The following is a 21,916-nucleotide window of genomic DNA, read 5'->3' on the forward strand; positions in this document are numbered from 1 at the left end:
AATTAAAAAGGAAGAACTAAGAATTTGCTGTTGAAGTGTTTATTGCTTTTAAAGCAATTTCCACTTGGTTGGTCAGGCTGATAAACTCTTCTACTGATAGTTGTTCAGGACGTTTGTTAAATAACGGATCTTCTGTCAATGGACAATCTTTGCCCAGAATGGGTTTGATGGAGTTACGCAATGTTTTACGGCGCTGATTGAAAGTGGTTTTCACTACCACTTTGAATAACTTCTCATCACATCCCAGCTCCTTCGTCTCATTGCGAGTCATACGAATGACCGCACTTTTCACTTTAGGAGGCGGATTAAACACATATTCGCTGACGGTAAATAAATATTCTACTTTATACCATGCTTGTATGAGTATGCTTAGTATACCATAGGTTTTACTACCCGGACCGGCAGCGATCCGTTCGGCTACTTCTTTCTGGATCATTCCTGTACAACAGGGAATGATATCTTTGTTGTCCAGCATTTTAAAAAATATTTGGCTGGAAATGTTATATGGGTAATTACCTGTCAGTACAAAAGGTTTTCCGTCGAACAGCCGATGCAAGTTCATTTTCAGGAAGTCATCCTCAATGATATGATCTTCCAGAGACGGATAAGCTTCACGGAGGTAGGCTACAGATTCGTAATCTACTTCTACGACTTTGACGAGTCGGTTTTTTTTCACCAGAAATTGAGTTAATACTCCCATACCCGGTCCTACTTCCAAGATAGGTAATTCGGGAAACGTATCAACTGTATCGGCAATATCCTGTGCTACTTTCAGATCTTTCAGAAAGTGTTGCCCGAGAAACTTTTTAGGCTTTACTAATTTCATTTACAAACTAAATAATTACTTTTGCAGCTGACAAAGATAATTCTTTTAAATGAAGAATAAAGAATTAAGGATGAAGAAACTATTAAAAAAGACACTTGAACTGGTATTGCCGATTGTTTTGGGTGGCTTTATCTTATATTGGGTCTATCGGGACTTTGATTTTGCAGAGGCCGGTGATGTCTTGCTATACGGTACAAACTGGGGATGGATGCTTTTTTCATTGGTGTTTGGAGTATTTGCCCAAGTGTTTCGTGGTTGGCGGTGGAGGCAGACCTTGGAACCGTTAGATGCTTTTCCTAAAAAGAGTGATTGTGTTAATGCCATTTTTGTATCTTATGCGGCTAGTTTGATTGTTCCCCGAATCGGAGAAGTGAGTCGTTGCGGTATACTGGCGAAATACGATAATGTTTCTTTTGCAAAGTCATTGGGGACAGTTGTCACGGAAAGATTGGTCGATACCCTCACAATTCTTCTGATTACCGGAATTACAGTACTGTTGCAAATGCCCGTATTTATTACGTTTCTACATCAGACAGGTACAAAGATACCTTCTTTCTTACATCTCTTGTCTTCCGTCTGGTTTTATATTGTTTTCTTCTGTTTTATAGGCGTGATAATTCTTCTTTATGCTCTGAGAAAGACACTCTTTTTTTATGAACGAGTAAAAGGTTTTGTTCTTAACATTTGGGAAGGTGTGATGTCATTGAAGGGAGTACGTAATATTCCTCTCTTTATATTTTATACAATAGCCATCTGGGCGTGTTACTTTTTCCATTTCTATTTTACATTCTACTGTTTTGCATTTACAGCCCATTTAGATATAATGGCAGCACTCGTTATGTTTGTTGCCGGTACGTTTGCTGTGATTGTTCCTACTCCTAATGGTGCGGGACCATGGCATTTTGCTATTATTTCCATGATGATGCTTTATGGAGTAAATGTAACAGATGCGGGAATATTTGCATTGATTGTGCACGTGATTCAAACCTTTTTAGTAGCTTTGTTGGGCATATATGGTTTGGTAGCCTTGCCGCTTACCAATAGACAGCGAAAGTAATCACTTAATAAATTATTTGTTATGAGTACAATTCTTTCTTTAGCTCCGCAGAATGTGTGGAAGCATTTTTATTCATTGACTCAGATTCCTCGTCCGTCGGGACATATGGAAAAGATCACTGAATTCTTGATTAACTTTGGAAAAGGTTTAGGATTGGAATCTTTTGTAGACGAAGTAGGAAACGTAATTATCCGTAAACCGGCAACTCCAGGAATGGAAGACCGGAAAGGTGTGATTTTGCAGGCACATATGGATATGGTTCCTCAAAAAAACAATGATACAGTACATGATTTTGAAAAAGATCCTATTGAAACTTATATTGACGGTGACTGGGTGAAAGCCAAAGGTACTACTTTGGGTGCCGACGACGGGCTTGGAGTGGCAGCTATTATGGCTGTATTGGAATCGAAAGATTTGAAACATGGTCCGTTGGAAGCTTTAATTACCAAAGATGAAGAAACCGGTATGTATGGTGCTTTCGGATTGAAGCCGGGAACTTTGAACGGAGAAATCCTATTGAATCTTGACTCTGAAGATGAAGGAGAATTGTATATTGGTTGTGCGGGCGGTATGGATGTTACTGCTACTTTAGAATATAAAGAAGTAGCTCCTGAAGAAGGAGATATTGCTATACAAGTGACGTTGAAAGGTTTGCGTGGCGGACATTCCGGATTGGAAATTAATCAAGGTCGTGCGAATGCAAACAAATTACTGGTTCGTTTCCTGCGTGAAGCTGTAGCTTCTTATGAAGCTCGTCTGGCAAGTTGGGAAGGCGGTAATATGCGCAATGCCATTCCTCGTGAAGCGCATGCAGTCATTACAATTCCGGCAGAAAACGAAGAAGAACTTCTTGGTTTGGTGAAGTATTGTGAGGATCTTTTCAATGAAGAATTTTCTGCAATTGAAACACCTATCAGCTTTAAGGCTGAACGTGTTGAACTTCCCGTTGGTGAAGTACCTGAAGAAATCCAGGATAATTTGATTGACGCTATTTTTGCTTGTCAGAATGGGGTAACACGTATGATTCCAACGGTGCCTGATACAGTGGAAACTTCTTCCAATCTGGCTATTATTACCATTGGTGGAGGAAAGGCAGAGATTAAGATTCTTGCCCGTAGTTCCAGTGATAGTATGAAAGAGTATTTGACAACAAGTCTGGAATCCTGTTTCTCTATGGCAGGAATGAAAGTTGAAATGACCGGAGGCTATTCCGGCTGGCAACCTAATGTTGATTCACCTATTCTTCATGCTATGAAAGCTTCTTATAAACAACAGTTTGGTGTAGAACCTGCTGTAAAAGTGATTCATGCCGGTTTGGAATGTGGAATTATCGGTGCTATTATTCCGGGATTAGATATGATATCTTTCGGTCCTACTTTGCGTTCACCGCACTCACCGGACGAGAGAGCATTTATTCCGACAGTGCAGAAGTTCTATGATTTTCTTGTAGCTACTTTGGAGCAGACACCAATGAAATAGTTTTCTACTATATATCCTATTTTCTTTTTAATAGGTATAAGAGATTAAAAGGCGCGGATAATATGCTTTCTGCGCCTTTTTGTCGTATAAATAGTACACTAAATATATCTTTTACTTCTTAGAACAGCTTTTGATAGAAACTATTTTTTAAGCTAAAAAGTATAAAAATTCAAACTTTATTTCCTTACTTTGTTATTTATAGGTTAGTTATCTATTGAATTTAAATGGAAAAGATTATGAAAATAAGGCAGATTGGTATGATCATGCTGTTATGTTTGGGAAGTATTTCAGGCATATATGCGCAGACTTTCGACAAATTGTGGAAACAAGTGGAGCGGGCGGAGAAGAAAAGTCTGCCCGAAACTGTGATAAAGCTGACAGATGAAATCTATCGGAAAGGTGAAATGGAGAAGAATTCTCCGCAAATGCTAAAAGCTTATATGTGGCGTATGAAGTATCGGGAGAGAATTACTCCGGATAGTTTTTATGTTAGCCTTAAAGGACTTGAAGAATGGGTAGAACATACAGATAAACCCATGGACCGTGCTATTCTACATTCATTGCTTGCCGGAATTTATGCGGATTATGCAGCAAGAAATCAATGGTCCCTTCAACAGCAAACAGATATTGTGGGAGTGGTTCCTGCCAATATGCTCAATTGGACAGCGAATATATTTGTCGATACAATACAAACTCATATCCAGAGAGCGATGGCCGATTCGGTATTATTACTTAAAACCTCTTCACGTACCTACATTCCTTTCATAGAATTGGGCGAAACGAGTGAGTATTATCATCATGATATGTACCATTTGTTGGCTTCCCGTAGCATTGAAGCTTTGTTGAGAGTGCAGTATCTGGATAAGCAGAAGAATGTAAAACAACATATTTCCGGGCTTTATGATAATATGCGTTATGCTTATCAGGAGAAGGGGGATAAGGAGGGTTATGTGCTCACTTCTTTAGACTTTCTGAAATGGAAATATGAATCGAATTATTTTTTTCGGCCTGTGATTGATAAAGCCGTTCCTTATGTCTTGAGCGAAGATCCGTATATTACAGATCTTAATAAGTTAGCGGCTGACTATAAAACATTGGATATTTGTGCCGAAGTGTTGTTGGCAAAAGCTAATTTGATTCTTGAAAGGCAACAACCACTTGCTGCATTGCAGACTTGTGACGAAGCTATCCGGCTATATCCGGATTATCGAAGAATCAATGCTTTGAAGAACCTTCGGGAGGAAATATTATCTCCTTTTTTGTCTGTCAAAACAGTAGAGACTGCTTTCCCGGAACAGGAGATGAAGATCAAAGTTACGCATAAAAACCTGGATGGTTTTACTATTCGTATCTATCGGGAAAAGAAGTTCGTATCCGAACAACATTATTCAGTGATACAACCAGAGAATTATCAGTCGCAGGATACAACTTTCACTTTCAAAGCTCCGGGAGTAGGGAAATATGTAATGCGTATTGTTCCCGATATTCGTGTTAAAAAAGAAATAGAGAAGGAGTTTAATGTTACTCATTTTTATGTTTTGACTAGTGAATTACCCAAAGAACAATACGAAGTCATAACATTGGATGCACGGACAGGACATCCTATTGCAAATGCGCAAGTTACTCTTTACAGTAATAAGGATGTAGCTTTGCAGGTGTTTACGACGAATGAAGAAGGGAAAGCCATATTCCCTTGGAAGTCTGATTATAGTTATTTGATAGCTACTAAAGGGGATGATACTTTTATGAAGAAAAAAGATATCAGAAACGGATTTTTCAGACCTCCTGTTATGAATAATACGCCGGAGAAGGTTATTCTATTAACCGATCGTTCTTTATATCGTCCCGGGCAAACTGTTTATGTGAAAGGTATTGCTTATGCATCTAAACTGGGTGCTGCTCATGTACTTACTGATAAAGAATATACAGTCTCTTTGCAAGATAACAATAATCAGGAAGTGGGCAAACGGACTTTGCGTACCAATGAGTTCGGTTCGTTCACAACAAGCTTTACCTTGCCTTTGGCTTGCTTGAATGGAGAATTCAGACTGATAACTCCGGCCGGGGAAACCAGTATTCGTGTGGAAGAGTATAAGCGTCCGACATTTGATATTACTTTTGAGAAGCAGGAAGAAGATTATCAATTGGGAGATAAAGCTGAGATAAAAGGGAAGGTGCAGTCTTATAGTGGCGTCCTTTTACGAGATCTTCCGGTGAAATATACCATAAAACGTTCAGCTTACAGTTTCTGGCAGTTGAGAATGAATGACCAGATAGCATCCGGTGAGGTGACAACCGGTGCTGATGGAGTATTTACAATACCAGTACAATTGGAAGGTGATACGCTATATAATAGCAGTAGGGGAAACTACTTTAATTATTTGATAGAAGTAACCGTTACGAATGCCGCAGGTGAGACACAGACATCTACAAAAGTCATTTCTGCAGGAAATACTCCATTGTATTTAAGAACATATTTAATGCCGAAATCATGTAAGGATGAACCAATCAAATTCGATTTCTATGCTTCTAACCAAGGTCAGCTTGTTGATGTAGAGGTTACATATCGCTTGTATCGTGCCAAAGATAAGTCGATGAAGCAATTGGAAGATACACCGGTTATTACTGGAACTGCTGCTTCTAATAAAGAAATATTCCTCGATTGGAAGGATATTCCTTCGGGACCCTATGTGTTGAAAATATCAGCCAAAGATGCTCAGGGTAGAGAAGGAAGTGCAGAAGCGAGCACAATTCTTTATTCTGTTCATGATAAACGACCGCCTATTCAGACTCCGGACTGGTATTTTAAGAGTAACACTGAGTTTGACGCTACACATCCGGCTGTATTCTATTTCGGTACATCAGAGAAAGATGTTTGTGTGATGGTTGATGTATTCAGTGACGAGGCATTGCTAGAAAGTAAAGTATTGCATTTATCCGATTCCATTGCTCGTTTTGAGTATCCTTATCAGGCGAGTTATGGTGGTGGAATTGCTGTAAATATATATATGGTAAGAAATGGTCAAGTCTATCAGGAAAGAGTCTGGTTGACAAAACGTTCATTAGATGAAAAACTGAATATGAAATGGGAGGTATTTCGTGATAAGTTACGTCCCGGACAGACAGAGGAATGGAAACTGACGATTAAGAACCCTCAGGGAAAAGGCGCGGATGCAGAGATGCTTGCAACAATGTATGACGCTTCTTTGGATAAGATATGGAAGCAAAGGCAAACATTCATGGTATTCCATAACCGAAATCTTATAAATATAAGTTGGATGGGTAATTTTACTTCCTCTATTTGGTTTGAATATGAGTGGGATAAAAAGCTGTTCAAAGTACCTTCATTCGAATATGATCACTTTGTGATAGTACCATCATCATCAATTCCAGCAGAAGCCGGGCAGGGTGTTGGTGAATTCTGGATAAGAGGAATCGCATCTCCATCACAACAGAACAGAGCTAAATTTTCAGAGAAAAAGACAGGATCAGTGCTCGAAGAATCGGTTGTAACTACTCGAAGCAGCAGTTTGAAGGATGCTCTCGCAGGAAATGTTCCGGGAATATTGGAGGCAGAGGGAGAAACCATCTCTCCGGTAACTGATAATATCCGTACCAACCTTGCCGAAACAGCCTTCTTCTATCCTCAACTCCGTACCAATGAGCAAGGAGAAGTTTCTTTCTCATTTACTATGCCCGAGAGTCTGACTCGTTGGAACTTCCGCGGATATTCTCATACGAAGGATATGATGTTGGGGACATTGGATGGAGAAACTGTAACCAGCAAAGAATTTATGCTTGTCCCCAATCTTCCGCGTTTTGTACGTGTAGGAGACAAGACTTCCATTGCTGCTTCTATCTCCAATATGACAGGAAAGATGCAATCGGGAGCGGTAAGCATGATTCTCTTTGACCCGATGACGGATAAGATAGTAAGTACTCAGAAGCAGGAATTTAAAGTCGAGGCGGGAGCAACAATCGGTGTAAGCTTCGAGTTCACTGTAGATGATAAATATAGTATATTAGGTTGCCGCATGATAGCTGATAGCGGAACGTTTAGTGACGGTGAACAGCAATTGATTCCGGTGCTTAGTGATAAAGAGCATTTGATTGAAACTCTTCCGATGCCTATCCGTGGAGAAGAGACTCGTACTTTCTCACTCGATAGTCTTTTCAATCACCATAGTGCAACAGCTACAGACCGTAACCTGACAATTGAATTTACAGGTAATCCGTCTTGGTATGCTATACAAGCATTACCTTCATTGAGTCTTCCGACCAATGATAACGCCATTTCCTGGGCTACTGCTTATTATGCAAATACATTGGCTGCTTATATTATGAATAGCCAACCTCGTATTAAAGCCGTATTTGATAGCTGGAAACTACAAGGCGGAACTAAAGAAACTTTACTGAGCAATTTGCAAAAGAATCAGGAAGTGAAGAATATTCTTCTTTCTGAATCACCTTGGATACTCGAAGCCCAGACAGAGGAACAACAGAAAGAACGTATCGCTACGCTGTTCGATCTGAATAATATTCTCAGCAATAACTCTGCTGCTTTGAGAAGACTGCAAAACTTGCAAAATGGTGATGGAACATGGTCGTGGTATAAAGGAATGAGCGGAAGTCTGTATGTAACTACCTATATTATGGAATTGTATGCCCGCCTATTTATGCTGACAGGTGAGCAACCGGGCGATTTGGCTTTGGCAATGCAGCAAGATGCTTTCATCTATCTTCATAAATTGGCTTTAGAAGAATATGAAGCTACTCTCGAAGCACAGAAAGCAGGAATAAAGATAACAGGTCTTCCTGAAAATATTTTGAATTACCTGTATCTGATTGCTATTTCAGGCGAAAAAGTTCCTGACGCTAACAAGACCGCTTATGATTATTTCCTGTCCAAAGTGGGTGGACTGCTGCCATCTTCTTCAATGAAGACTAAAGCCCTTGCAGCTATTGTGCTTGATAAAGCAGGACGTAAGAAAGAAGCACAAGAGTTTATTGCTTCCTTGAAAGAGCATTTGACCAAGACAGGTGAACAAGGTATGTCCTTTGCTTTTAATGAAAATCCGTTTGATTGGGGTGGCATGAAGATTCAAACTCATGTTGATGTAATGGAGGCGTTGGAACTCGTTGGCGGCAATGAAGCAATTGTAGAAGAAATGAAGCTTTGGTTATTGACACAGAAGCAAACTCAGCAATGGAAATCTCCGGTAGCCAGTGTCGATGCTATTTATGCTTTACTGATGAAAGGAATTAATCTTCTCGATAATCAGGGCGATGTCCGGATAACAATAGCTAACGAAGTGCTCGAAACGGTTTCTCCAAGCAAAACGACTGTTCCCGGATTGGGATACATTAAGCGTTCATTTACTCAAAAGAACGTAGTTGATGCCCGTACTATTAAGGTGGAAAAACGGAATCCCGGCATTGCTTGGGGAGCTGTTTATGCAGAATATGAATCACCGATTCGTGATGTGAAACAACAGGGTGGAGAATTGAATGTACAGAAACAGTTGTATGTAGAGCGTATTGTAAATAATGTAGCCCAGTTACAGCCTGTCACTGAAAAGACAAACCTTCAGGTAGGTGATAAAGTGGTTTCCCGTTTGAGTATTCGTGCAGATCGTCCGATGGACTTTGTGCAGTTGAAAGATCAACGTGGTGCATGTTTCGAACCAGTTGGTAATATCTCCGGTTATCGTTGGGATGATGGCATTGGTTATTATGTCGATATCAAAGATGCTTCTACCAATTTCTTCTTCGATCATTTGGGAAAAAGAACTTATGTATTGGAGTATAGCTATTATGTCAGTCGCGAAGGTACTTATGAAACAGGTCTGGCTACCATACAATGTGCTTATGCACCGGAGTATGCTTCACATTCAGCTTCAACGGTGGTAGTAGTGTCTTCTTCTGCGAAGTAGAGTTGCTATCAGGTTTCAAACCTAGTAAGTGAACTTAGAGTGCACTAAATAAATGATTTAAGTGAGGGTAATGCTTGTAAGTGTTATCCTCTCTTTTTATATAAAACAGTATGTATCGCCTCTTGTCAGTACAATGATTATATAGTTAAAGCATATCTATTAATAAACAAATTATTGTCTATTAGTGATAAACTTCTTGTTCTCTAATACTAATCTTTCTTTAGATAGGAATCAAACTATAAATGCAAGTTTTGTTTTTACAAATGAAACTTGTAATTATATAAATGCAACTTGCATTTGTAAAAACAAAACTTGCATTTATAGATTATTCTTAATCAAAAGGAAGTTTACTCTTAATCAAAAGGAAGTTTATGATAAAGTAAGAATAACTTTTCTCTTAATATGCGACAATAAAGAACCCATTAATCAAATATATAATCATTGTTTCTTAGAAAAGAAGTAGTAGAATAATTCGAGAAATAGTATCATGCTACCGATTATTTTAAGTAAAACGTATAACTTTCTGGATTAAAATTCTTTTCTTTGTTAATCTAGAGTAAGATGTTTATTGAACTAATACATAACAGCTTATGAAAATAAGACAGATTTGTATGGGAATACTGCTATGTCTGATAAGTATTCCCGGCACACAGGCACAAACTTTTAAAAAGTTATGGAAACAGGTGGAGCAAGCAGAAAAGAAAAGCTTGCCGGAAACTGTGGTAAAACTGACAGATGTAATCTACCAGAAAGGAAAGAAAGAAAAGAATTCTCCCCAGATGCTAAAAGCCTATATGTGGCGAATGAAACATCGTGATATAATTGTTCCCGATAGTTTTTATGTTGGTTTACAAGGTCTGGAGCAGTGGGCTCAACAGACAGATGTACCCATGGACCGTGCTATTTTACATTCTTTGATTGCAGGATTTTATGCGGATTATGTAGATAAAAATCAGAGGCAACTTCGTGACCGTGAAGAAATTGTTGGAGAAGTTCCGACAGATATGCGCGAATGGACAGAAAGAATGTTTATAGAAAGCGTCAAATTACATACTCGTAAGGCGATGGAGGATTCCGTGTTGTTACTGAAAACTTCTTCGCGCAATTATGCTCCTTTTGTGGAGTTAGGTGAGACAAGTGGATATTATCATCATAATATGTATCACCTGCTGGCTTTTCGTAGCATTGATGCCTTAAGTAAAATCATGAGATTTTCCAGAGAGGAAGAAAATATAAAACAGGATATTGTGAGGCTTTATGAAAATATGTTTTCTGTTTATCAAAGAGAGGATGATAAGGAAGGTTATATATTAACCTACTTAAGTTATTTGAAACGCCAACGTCCGATGAATGAAAAGGGAATTGAGTCTTTGGCCATCGATGAGAAGAAGGGATTGGAGGGATTGGCTCAGCACCCTTATCTTGCAAAACTAAATACACTGATTGAGGATTATAAGTCATTCGATATTTGTGCTGAAATATATATTGCAGAAGTGGAATATTTAATGGGAAAGAATCAATTGGTAATGGCTATGCAACTTTGTGATGAAGCTATTCAGCTGTATCCCCAATATCGTAGAGTGAATGATTTGAAGAATCTTCGTAAGTCTATCCTAATACCTTCTTTGGCTGTGAGGACACTGCAGGTTGCTTTTCCGGGCAAAGAAGTTAAAATCAGGGCTTCTCATAAAAATATAGATGGCTTTACTGTTCGGCTTTATCTGGCAGGGAAGTTGATGTCAGAGCAACAGTATTCAGTCGTTCGTCCGGAAAGTTATTGTTTACAGGATACTGTTTTTACACTCAAAATTCCTGAACAAGTAGGTAAGTACAGGATGTGTATTGTCCCCGACAAGTCTGAAGTGAAAGATATGGAACAAGATTTGATGGTGACTCGGTTTAAGGTATTAACTTGTAGTCTGCCCGAACAAAAATATAAGGTATTGACACTTGATGCACAGACGGGGCATCCCGTTCCCAATGCGTGTATTACCCTTTATAATAAAGACGGTGAAGTTTTGCAGCAATTCACCACGGGGCTGGAAGGGGAAATAGTATTTCCTTGGAAATCAGAGTATGAACATCTGATAGCTACCAAAGATGATGATACAGCTATGCCGAAACAAAATACTGGAAGAGAGAGAGATTTTGGATATTATATTAATGATGAAATAAAAGAAAAAGTTATCTTATTGACTGATCGTTCCTTATATCGTCCCGGGCAAACTGTATATGTGAAAGGAATCGCTTACAACCAAAAGATGGATTCGGCTCATGTAGTTCCGAATAAAGAATATATAGTATCTCTAAAGGATGCAAATCATCAGGAAATAGGAAAGAATACGCTGAAAACCAATGAGTTTGGTTCATTTTATACGGAGTTTATAATTCCGGCTGTTTGTCAGAATGGTGCTTTCGAGTTAGTTACATCGGCAGGAAGTAGAATCATTGAGGTGGAAGAGTATAAACGCCCGACATTTGATATTACTTTTGAAAAACAGCAAAATAGTTATCGGTTGGGAGATGAAGTTCTGTTGCAGGGAAAAGTACAGGCTTACAATGGCGTTTTATTGCAGAATGCTACCGTTGCTTATAGGATAAGTTATTCAGCTTACGAGCTTTGGAGAATTATTGATCATAAAAATGTTACTTCCGGTGAAGTGACGGCAGATGAGGATGGTAAATTTACTATTCCAGTGCGACTGGATGGTGATAAACGGTGTGAAAATAATGAGAAAATCTCCTATCGTTACGAGATAGAAGCAATTGTTAGGAATGCGGCCGGTGAAACTCAAACATCTACTTATACGGTATCGGCAGGAAGTCATTCGTTGAATTTACACGTGGCTTTGCCAAGCAGAAACTGCAAGGATGATTTAGTTAATTTAGCATTTGAAACTCAGAATCTGAATGGGGAATTGGTGGAAGTAGATGGGACTTACCGGTTGTTTCGTGTAAAGGACCAGTCCGGCAATGAGTTAGAGGAATCTCCCGTTGCTACCGGAACATTCGTTTCCAACAAAACAATGATGCTTGACTGGAAAAATATTCCATCGGGACTTTATGTTTTGAGAATGTTAGTCAAGGACAACCAAGGTAAAGAAATGACTAATGAAGTAAAAACAACTCTCTTTTCTAAAGACGATAGATGTCCGCCGGTTAAAACTCCAATATGGCAATATTATTATAAAACGGATTTTGATGAAACGCATCCGGCTGTTTTCTATTTCGGTACATCGAATAAGAATGCTTATGTGATGGTGGATATACTTACTGGTAAACAAATGTTAGAAAGTAGAAGGTTGGTTTTATCCGATTCTATAGTCCGTTTTGAATTTCCGTATCATCAAAGCTATGGTGCTGGTATTGCGGTGAACTTATGTATGGTAGCGGATGGAGAAGTGTATCAGGAATCTGTACGATTAAAAAAGCGGGAGCCAAATGAAGAGCTGACAATGAAATGGGATGTGTTCCGTGATAGGTTACGTCCCGGAGAAAAGGAAGAGTGGAAATTAACAATTAAAACTCCACAGGGAAAAGCTGCTAATGCAGAAATGTTAGCAACTATGTATGATATTTCATTAGATAAAATATCGAGGAGGGGAATGAACTTTAGTTTGTACTATGAAAGGAATCTGACAAATATTTATTGGGACCAATATAATGCTGATTATAACTTATTTCACTATATGGAGCATACTAATTATCTTAAAGTTCCGGGGATAGTTTATGATCATTTTGCGAACCAGCCGTCCTATGATTTTTTGGATGATCCTTTTGAAGAATATATGATATATGAAATAAATTATGCACCCTATGAAAAACGGAAAATGCTATCTATGACAGGGGCGACATCAACTTTAGATATTGAAAATCTCATATCAGCACGATCAAAGAGTGATAGTAATCTTCCCGGGGCAGGAATACTACCTGAAGCAACAACTGACATTCGTACCAATCTTTCCGAAACTGCTTTCTTCTATCCGCAACTTCGTACCAATGATCGGGGAGAAATTTCATTCTCATTCACAATGCCCCAAAGCCTGACGCGTTGGAATTTCCGTGGTTATTCTCATACCAAAGAGATGATACTGGGCACATTAGATAGTGTGGCTACTACAAGCAAAGAGTTTATGCTGATTCCGAATCTCCCGCGTTTTGTACGTGTGGGAGACAAGACTTCCATTGCTGCTTCTATTTCTAATATGACGGGTAAGGTTCAATCGGGAACAGTGAGCATGATTCTTTTTGATCCGGTAACGGATAAAGTAATAAATACGCAGAAACAGAATTTTACTATAGAGGCAGGAAAGATAATTGGTGTGAACTTCTTATTTACGGTAAGTGATAAATGCCAAGTTTTAGGTTGTCGGATGATAGCTGATAGCGGAACATTTAGTGATGGCGAACAACAACTACTTCCGGTGCTAAGCAATACAGAACATCTGGTTGAGGCTCTTCCAATACCTGTTCGTGGAGAAGAAACACGTACTTTCTCACTTGATAGTTTGTTTAATCATCACAGTGCCACAGCTACCGATCGTAAACTAACGATTGAATTTACAGGTAATCCGTCTTGGTATGCTGTTCAGACATTACCTTCACTGGCACTTCCTACGAATGATAACGCTATTTCCTGGGCTACTGCTTATTACTCGAATACATTGGCTGCCTATATTGTGAATAGTCAGCCACGTATAAAGGCTGTATTCGATAGTTGGAAACTGCAGGGTGGAACAAAACAAACCTTCCTGAGTAACTTGCAAAAGAATCAGGAGGTAAAAAACATTCTTCTCTCTGAATCTCCCTGGATGTTCGAAGCTCAAACGGAAGAGCAACAGAAAGAACGGATAGCTACTTTGTTTGATTTGAATAATATTCGTAGTAATAATAGTGTAGCTTTGTCGAGATTAAAGGAGCTGCAAGAGTATGGCTATTGGTCGTGGTATAAGGGTATGGAAGGTAGTCGTTATCTCTCTACTTATATAATAAAATTAAATTCCCGTCTGGCTATGCTCACCGGTGAGAAACTGCCTGATACTGCATTGCAAATGCAACAAACAGCTTTCTCCTATCTCCATGAATCTGTTTTGGAAGAATATAAAAGCTTTCTTAAGGATCGGAAAAACGGAGTGAACTCTACAGGCCTTTCAAGAAATATCCTGGATTATCTTTATCTGATCGCTATCTCAGGAGAGGAAGTCCCAGTTGCCAATAGAGCTGCGTATGCTCATTATTTGTCGAAAGTAGGTGAACTACTTTCATCTTCTTCGATGGATAGTAAAGCTATTGCCGCAATCATATTGATGAAGGCAGGGCGAATGAATGAAGCGCAGGAGTTTATTGCTTCACTGAAAGAACATCTCACGAGAACCGATGAACAGGGTATGTTCTTTGCTTTCAATGAAAGTTCGTATGCTTGGGGTAGTGTGAAAATTCAGGCACATGTTGATGTAATGGAAGCCTTGTCGTTGGCTGGTGGCAACGATGCAATTGTGGAAGAAATGAAACTCTGGCTGTTGAAACAGAAACAAATTCAGCAATGGGATTCTTCAATAGCAAGTGCTGAAGCTGTTTATGCTTTATTGATGAAGGGTACTAATTTACTCGATAATCAGGGAGATACGCGGATTACAATAGCTGATAACGTTTTGGAAACAAATTCTCCCAATAAAACCTCTGTTCCGGGATTAGGATATATCAAGCATTCGTTTACTCAAAAGAATGTAGTTGATGCCCGTACCATTCAGGTGGAAAAGAAAAACGCGGGTATAGCCTGGGGAGCTGTTTACGCCGAATATGAATCACCTATTCGTGATGTAAAACAACAAGGTGGAGACTTGAATGTACGTAAACAGCTGTATGTAGAGCGTATCGTAAATGATACGATTCAGTTGCAGCCAATTACTAAGAATACGATTCTTGAAGTGGGTGATAGAGTCGTTTCCCGTTTGAGTATTCATGTCAGTCGTTCAATGGACTTTATTCAGTTGAAAGATCAGCGTGGTGCGTGTTTTGAACCCATTGACAATATTTCCGGCTATAATTGGAAAAATGGATTTGGTTATTATATTGATTTCAAAGACGCTTCCACCAACTTCTTCTTCGATCATTTAGTAAAAGGAGTCTATGTACTAGAGCATAGTTATCGCGTGAGTCGTGAAGGTATCTATGAAACAGGTTTAGCTACCATACAGTGTGCTTATGCACCGGAATATGTATCTCGTTCTGCTTCGACAATAGTGGAAGTATATTCCTCTTTGACAAAGTAAGTCGTAATGAAATACTGCAAATTCTATTCAAACTGTATGATTTTAACATTTGGAATTGTTGCCTTTAATAATATGGGGACTGAAATATATCGTAGCTTTTTTAGTTTGGATGAGCCCAAATAGCAAATATAAACACATTATTTTACTGCTGACTTGAGAGTTTTCGTTTATGGAAGGGAGCCTGGCAAAATAAAAAATAAAAAAGTAGAAGCTGTTTGTGGAATTAGCGTGAGTTCTGCATCTATATATTAACACTAATAAAAAATGATATTAATAAAATAGATATAGAAGCCATGAAAATAAAATCATTTAAAGCAATTATAGGTATACAACCAATGTTAGTTGCCTTTCTGAGGAAATGCGAATCTCATAATGATGAACAGAATTATTATATTCAGGGAGGATAATACGCTATTCATGATTTAGACTGAAAAGTACAAGTTTTTGAATATAATTATTTATAGTAAGGTGATTCTTGAATTAAAAATGAAGAAGTTATGAATATAAAGTTGGTTGGCATAGTCATGCTGTTATGTCTGGCAAGTATTCCGGGTATACAAGCACAATCTTTTGACGAATTATGGAAGCAGGTAGAGCAAGCCGAAAAGAACAAATTGCCCCGAACCTTAGTAGACCTAACGGATAAAATTTACCGGAAGGCAGAGAAGAAAAAGGACTCTCCTCAAATGCTGAAAGCCTATATGTGGCGAATGAAATATCGTGAAACGATTGCTCCCGATAGCTTTTATATTAACCTGGAAGGGCTGGAGCAATGGGTGCAACAAACAAAAGTACCCATGGACCGTGCCATTTTACATTCGCTGATTGCCGGAATTTATACAGACTATGCTCTTCAAAACAGGTGGAAACTTCAGAGTCAGAAGCAAATAGTAGGTAAAATACCTAGTGATATAAAAGAATGGACCGCCAATCTGTTTATAGAGAAAATACAGATGCATACCCGCGAAGCATTGAAAGATTCTGTACTGTTACTGAAAACTTCTTCTCGTACCTATATGCCGTTTGTCGAATTAGGCGAAGCAAGTGAGTATTATCATCATGATATGTATCATTTGCTGGCTTCTCGCAGCATTGAAGCTTTAACGAAAATAGACAAATTTGATTTGAGCCAGGGTAAAAATATGAAGCCAGAAATTGCTACACTCTATAAAAATATGATTTCCACTTATCGAAAGAAAGAAGATAAGGAAGGAATCTTGTTAGCTTCTTTAGATTACCTCAGATGGCAGAATACTACGAGATATGACAAAAAAAACGTACCTGTAAAAGGACAAGAAACAGGAATTGACTTATCCGAAAACTTTTATATAGCCGGATTGAATGAGCTGATTACTGACTATCAATCTTTGGAAGTATGTGCGGAAGTGTATCGGGCAAAAGTATATTATATTCTTTGGAGAGAACAGTGGGTGACAGCTTTGCAACTATGTGATGAGGCCATTCGTCTGTATCCTGATTATTACAGAATCAATATCTTGAAGAATATTCGAAAGAATATTCTATGCACTTCTTTATCAGTAGATATATCTTCCACTGCCTATCCGGGCGAGAAGATCGATTTAAAAGCAAATCACAAAAACTTGGATGGATTTACTATTCAACTTTATCAGTCAAAGAATCTGATATCGGAGCAACATTATTCATTGACTCGTTCAGAAGAATATCAATTGCAAGATACTGTTTTCACATACAATGCCCCGGAAAAGCTAGGAGCCTATATGATGCGTGTCGTACCTGATAATCCAACTGAAAAGGTCATCGAGAAAGAATTTGCTGTGACTCGTATTAAGGTATTGACTTGTCCCTTGCCACAGAATCACTTAGCCATTTTCACACTGGATGCGCAAACAGGATATCCTATTCCGAATACACGAGTTACTTTTTACGAAGGTGAGAATGGATTGCAAAGGTTTCTCGACACAGGAGAAGATGGGAAGGCGGATATTCTTCGGTTTAACTACAATTATTTGGTGGCTACGAAAGGTGACGACACGGCTATGTTGAAACAATTTAATAATGGGGGAGGAGTCGGACGTTTTGATGATAATAGAGTATTAGAGAGAGTAATACTGCTGACAGACAAAGCCTTATATCGTCCCGGACAAACTGTATATGTGAAAGGAATAGCCTATAAGATGGAGAAAGATTCGACTTATGTAATTCCGGATGAAGAATATACACTTTCTTTGATGGATGCAAATAAACAGGAAGTAGGAAATAAAACGCTGCGTACCAATGATTTTGGTTCATTCACAACTGACTTTGCCTTGCCTTACACTTGCCTGAATGGTAAGTTCAGACTGGAGACTCCGTATGGAGAATGCAATATCCTGGTAGAAAATTATAAACGCCCCACCTTTGATATTACCTTTGAAAAACAACAAGGGAGTTATCAACTGGGAGATGAGGTACAGGTAAAAGGTAAAGTGCAATCTTATAGCGGTGTACAGTTACAGAATCTTTCTGCAAAATATACGATAGAGCGCTTGGCTTATAGACTTGGGCATACTATGCAAAATGTGCAGATTTCTTCGGGTGAGGTAATGGTAGATGGTAAAGGAGAATTTTCAATACCGGTATATCTGGACGAAGATCAACGTTACACGAATGATGATAAGATATATTATCACTATCAGATACAGGCTACTGTTACAAATGCTGCGGGTGAAACACAAACGTCTTGCGATCTTATCACTGCCGGCAACCACTCACTAAACTTACAAGTGATTTGTGAAAGGAAAATAAATAAGGAGGATTCTACATCGGTAATGTTCAAAGTACAGAATTTGAGTATGCAGCCGATGGAGATGCAAGGTACCTATCGTTTGTTCCGCATCAAAGATAAATTGATGAAAGAACTGGAAGAAGTGCCGGCTGTAACCGGAACATTTATTACCAATAAAGCCATGAAGCTTGATTGGAAAAATATTCCTTCGGGTGTGTATATGCTAAAGATGTCGGTTAAAGATAATCAAGATAAAGAAGTGGAAGCAGTTACCGATGTTGCTCTCTTTTCTATCAACGATACACGTCCGCCTGTTGAAACTCCGGTCTGGTTCTATAAAGATAATCTTCAGTTTGATGCAACGCATCCCGCCGTATTCTATTACGGTACGTCGGAGAAAGATGCGTATGTAATGGTAAATGTATTCAATCAGACAGAGTTGGTAGAGAGTAAAGTCTTGATTTTATCCGATTCGATTGTACGTTTTGAATATCCTTATAAGGAGACTTATGGAGATGGCATTACTGTTAATCTCTGTATGGCAAAGAATGGCAAGTGGTATCAGGATGAATTACGTCTGGAAAAACGAGTTCCTGAAGATAAGTTGTCAATGAAATGGGAGGTATTTCGTGATAAGTTGTATCCCGGCCAGAAAGAAGAATGGAAATTGACGATTAAAGCTCCTCAGGGGGAGGCTGCCGATGCCGAGATGTTAGCAATGATGTACGACGCATCATTGGATAAGATATCTCTTGACCAACCTATGTATTTTTTGCCACAAAAACGGAGAATGCTTCCATTCATTCGTTGGAGGACTGGAGGAATTCTGAGATACGAGTTTAATTATTGGAATATTGACTATCTGAAGACTCCTTCATTGGAGTATGATAGGTTTGCAAAGCAATCATCACCAGATAATGATATAAAATTAGAGGAGGGTTTTACTACAGATGAAAAAGTCATAGGAATTGCCGGACGAAAGATAAGCGATGAAAATCTATTCAAACAATTTAAAGCGAGGACATCAGCGAATCCAAATGCCCTCACAGGTAGTATAGTATTGCCGGAGAAACCATACCTTGCAGTAGCTGCTGATATTCGTACCAACCTTCTCGAAACAGCGTTCTTTTATCCGCAACTTCGTACGAACAAACAGGGAGAAGTCTCTTTCTCTTTCACTGTGCCCGAAAACCTCACACGTTGGAACTTTCGTGCATATTCACATACAAAAAACATGATGCTGGGTACATTGAACGGCGAAGCTACCACAAGCAAGGAGTTTATGCTAACTCCGAATCTTCCTCGTTTTGTACGTGTGGGAGACAAGACTTCTATTGCCGCTTCCATTTCCAATAGTACAGGCAAAATGCAATCGGGAATTGTAAGTATGATTCTTTTTGATCCGATGACGGATAAAGTAATCAGTACACAAAAACAGGACTTTACAGTAAAAGCAGGTAAGACAATCGGTGTGAACTTCCTGTTTACTGCCACTGATGAATATGAGATTCTAGGTTGCCGCATGATAGCTGATAGCGAAATATTTAGCGATGGCGAACAGCAACTACTTTCGGTATTAAGTAATAAAGAACATTTGGTTGAAACTCTTCCGATGCCAATTCGTGGAGAAGAGACACGTACTTTCTCACTCGATACTCTGTTCAATCGCCACAGCACAACAGCTACCAGTCGTAAACTAACAGTTGAGTTTGCCGGCAATCCATCTTGGTATGCTGTTCAGGCATTGCCTTCACTGGCACTTCCTACCAATGCTGATGCATTTTCGTGGGCTACTGCTTATTATGCAAATACATTGGCTACATACATCCTAAACAATCAGCCCCGTATAAAGAGTGTATTTGACAGTTGGAAACTGCAAGGCGGGACGAAAGAAACTTTTGTAAGTAATCTGCAAAAGAACCAGGAGGTTAAGAATATTATTCTTTCCGAATCTCCTTGGGTACTTGAAGCTCAAACGGAAGAACAGCAAAAAGAACGGATAGCGACTCTATTCGATTTAAATAATATCTTTAACAATAACTCTGCTGCATTGATGATGTTAAAAAACTTGCAAAATCCTGACGGTGGTTGGTCATGGTATATGGGAATGGATAGTAGCCCCTATGTTACTGCCTTTATCTTAGGAATGAATGCCCGCCTGACTATGCTCACCCATACAGCACCAGCCGATCCTATATCAGTGATGCAGAAAGCAGCTTTTAACTATCTCCATAAATCTGCTTTGAAGGAATATAAGGAAATTCTTGATGTCCAGAAAAAGGAAAAGAAATTTATAGGTATTTCAGGAAGTATCTTAAACTATTTATATCTGATTGCTATTTCAGGTGAGAAAGTTCCTGCTGCCAATAAAGAAGCCTATACTTATTACTTATCCAAAGTCAGCGAATTACTTTCCTCTTCTTCCGAGGATGCGAAAGCTTTCGCTGCCATTATATTGACTAAAGCTGGAAAAGTTGAAGAAGCGCAAAAGTTTATTGCTTCTTTGAAAGAACATCTGACGAAGACAGATGAACAAGGTATGTTCTTTGACTTCAATGACAATCCATATACTTGGAGTGGTATGAAACTCCGGACACATGTTACCGTAATGGAAGCATTAACTCTGGTTGGTGGCAATGATGCAACTTTGGAAGAAATGAAACTTTGGCTACTAAAACAGAAGCAAACTCAGCAATGGCGCTCTCCGTTAGCCAGTGTGGATGCTATATATGCTTTATTGATGAAAGGTACTAATCTTCTCAATAACCAAGAGAATCTGCAAATCTCAATAGCCAACGAAACATTCCAAACTAACTCTCCGGACAAGACTACTATTCCCGGATTGGGATATATTAAACGTACGTTTACTCAACAGGATATAGTTGATGCCCGCACCATTAAAGTGGAGAAAAAAAGTCCGGGAATGGCCTGGGGAGCTGTTTATGCCGAATACGATTCACCGATTCGTAATGTGAAGCAACAAGGTGAAAAACTGAATGTCCAGAAAAAGTTATATGTGGAGCGAATGGCAGCAACTAATACCCCTCAATTGGAACCTATCACTGACAAAACACTTCTTCGTGTAGGCGATAAAGTCATTTCCCGTTTGAGTATTCGTGTAGATCGCTCCATGGACTTTGTTCAGTTGAGAGATCAGCGTGGCGTTTGCTTCGAACCTATTGGTAATCTCTCCGGCTATCATTGGAATAACGGACTTGGTTATTATATCGATATAAAAGATGTCAGCACTAATTTTTTCTTCGATCGTTTGGTAAAAGGAGACTATATCTTGGAATACAGTTATCGCGTGAGTCGTGAAGGAACTTATGAAACAGGAATGGCTACTCTACAATGCGCTTATGCACCGGAGTATGCTTCATATTCTGGTTCAATGACGGTGGAAGTCACTAAGTAATCCTACAGTGTCCAAAGCCATATACTTAGATCAAATCTTAGTTTGAATGACAACTATGCCAATCATCAGGCTGAAAAACCGGTTTGTCAAAACTCAAACTGTGAGAATTTAATTTTACGCAAGGCCGCTAAGAGATTTTGTATCAACGTTTGCTCTCACGCTTTCATTTACTACTTCAATCCCTTTGT

Annotated in this window: 6 protein-coding genes; 5 read left to right on the plus strand and 1 reads right to left on the minus strand. The window is 38.9% G+C overall.

Features of this window, described 5'->3' with window-relative positions:
• Window positions 1–16: 16 nt before the first annotated feature.
• Entirely contained in the window at window positions 17–826 is an 810-nt protein-coding gene (rsmA, locus tag PHO71_RS04350) for a 16S rRNA (adenine(1518)-N(6)/adenine(1519)-N(6))-dimethyltransferase RsmA (RefSeq protein WP_300199469.1), read from the minus strand.
• 70 nt (window positions 827–896) lie between these two features.
• Between rsmA and PHO71_RS04355 the strand changes: the two genes are divergently transcribed.
• The 5 genes from PHO71_RS04355 (at window position 897) to PHO71_RS04375 (ending at window position 21,728) form a co-directional block, all read left to right on the plus strand.
• Window positions 897–1,883, plus strand: a complete 987-nt coding sequence (locus PHO71_RS04355; protein ID WP_300199472.1) for a lysylphosphatidylglycerol synthase transmembrane domain-containing protein — start codon at window positions 897–899, stop codon at window positions 1,881–1,883.
• Between the two features lie 21 nt (window positions 1,884–1,904).
• Window positions 1,905–3,362: an aminoacyl-histidine dipeptidase gene (locus PHO71_RS04360; protein WP_300199475.1), complete on the plus strand. Its 1,458-nt coding sequence runs from the start codon at window positions 1,905–1,907 to the stop codon at window positions 3,360–3,362.
• A 236-nt stretch (window positions 3,363–3,598) separates the two neighbouring features.
• The gene (locus PHO71_RS04365) at window positions 3,599–9,295 is read left to right on the plus strand and encodes an alpha-2-macroglobulin family protein (protein ID WP_300199478.1); all 5,697 of its coding nucleotides are present in this window, start codon (window positions 3,599–3,601) and stop codon (window positions 9,293–9,295) included.
• Window positions 9,296–9,885: 590 nt separating this feature from the next.
• A complete protein-coding gene (locus PHO71_RS04370; RefSeq protein WP_300199481.1) occupies window positions 9,886–15,567 on the plus strand; it encodes an alpha-2-macroglobulin family protein in 5,682 nt (1,893 codons plus the stop codon).
• Window positions 15,568–16,064: 497 nt separating this feature from the next.
• A complete protein-coding gene (locus PHO71_RS04375; protein ID WP_300199484.1) occupies window positions 16,065–21,728 on the plus strand; it encodes an alpha-2-macroglobulin family protein in 5,664 nt (1,887 codons plus the stop codon).
• The last annotated feature ends 188 nt before the right edge of the window (window positions 21,729–21,916 follow it).

Source organism: Bacteroides sp., from assembly GCF_028690125.1.
Lineage (GTDB): Bacteria > Bacteroidota > Bacteroidia > Bacteroidales > Bacteroidaceae > Bacteroides.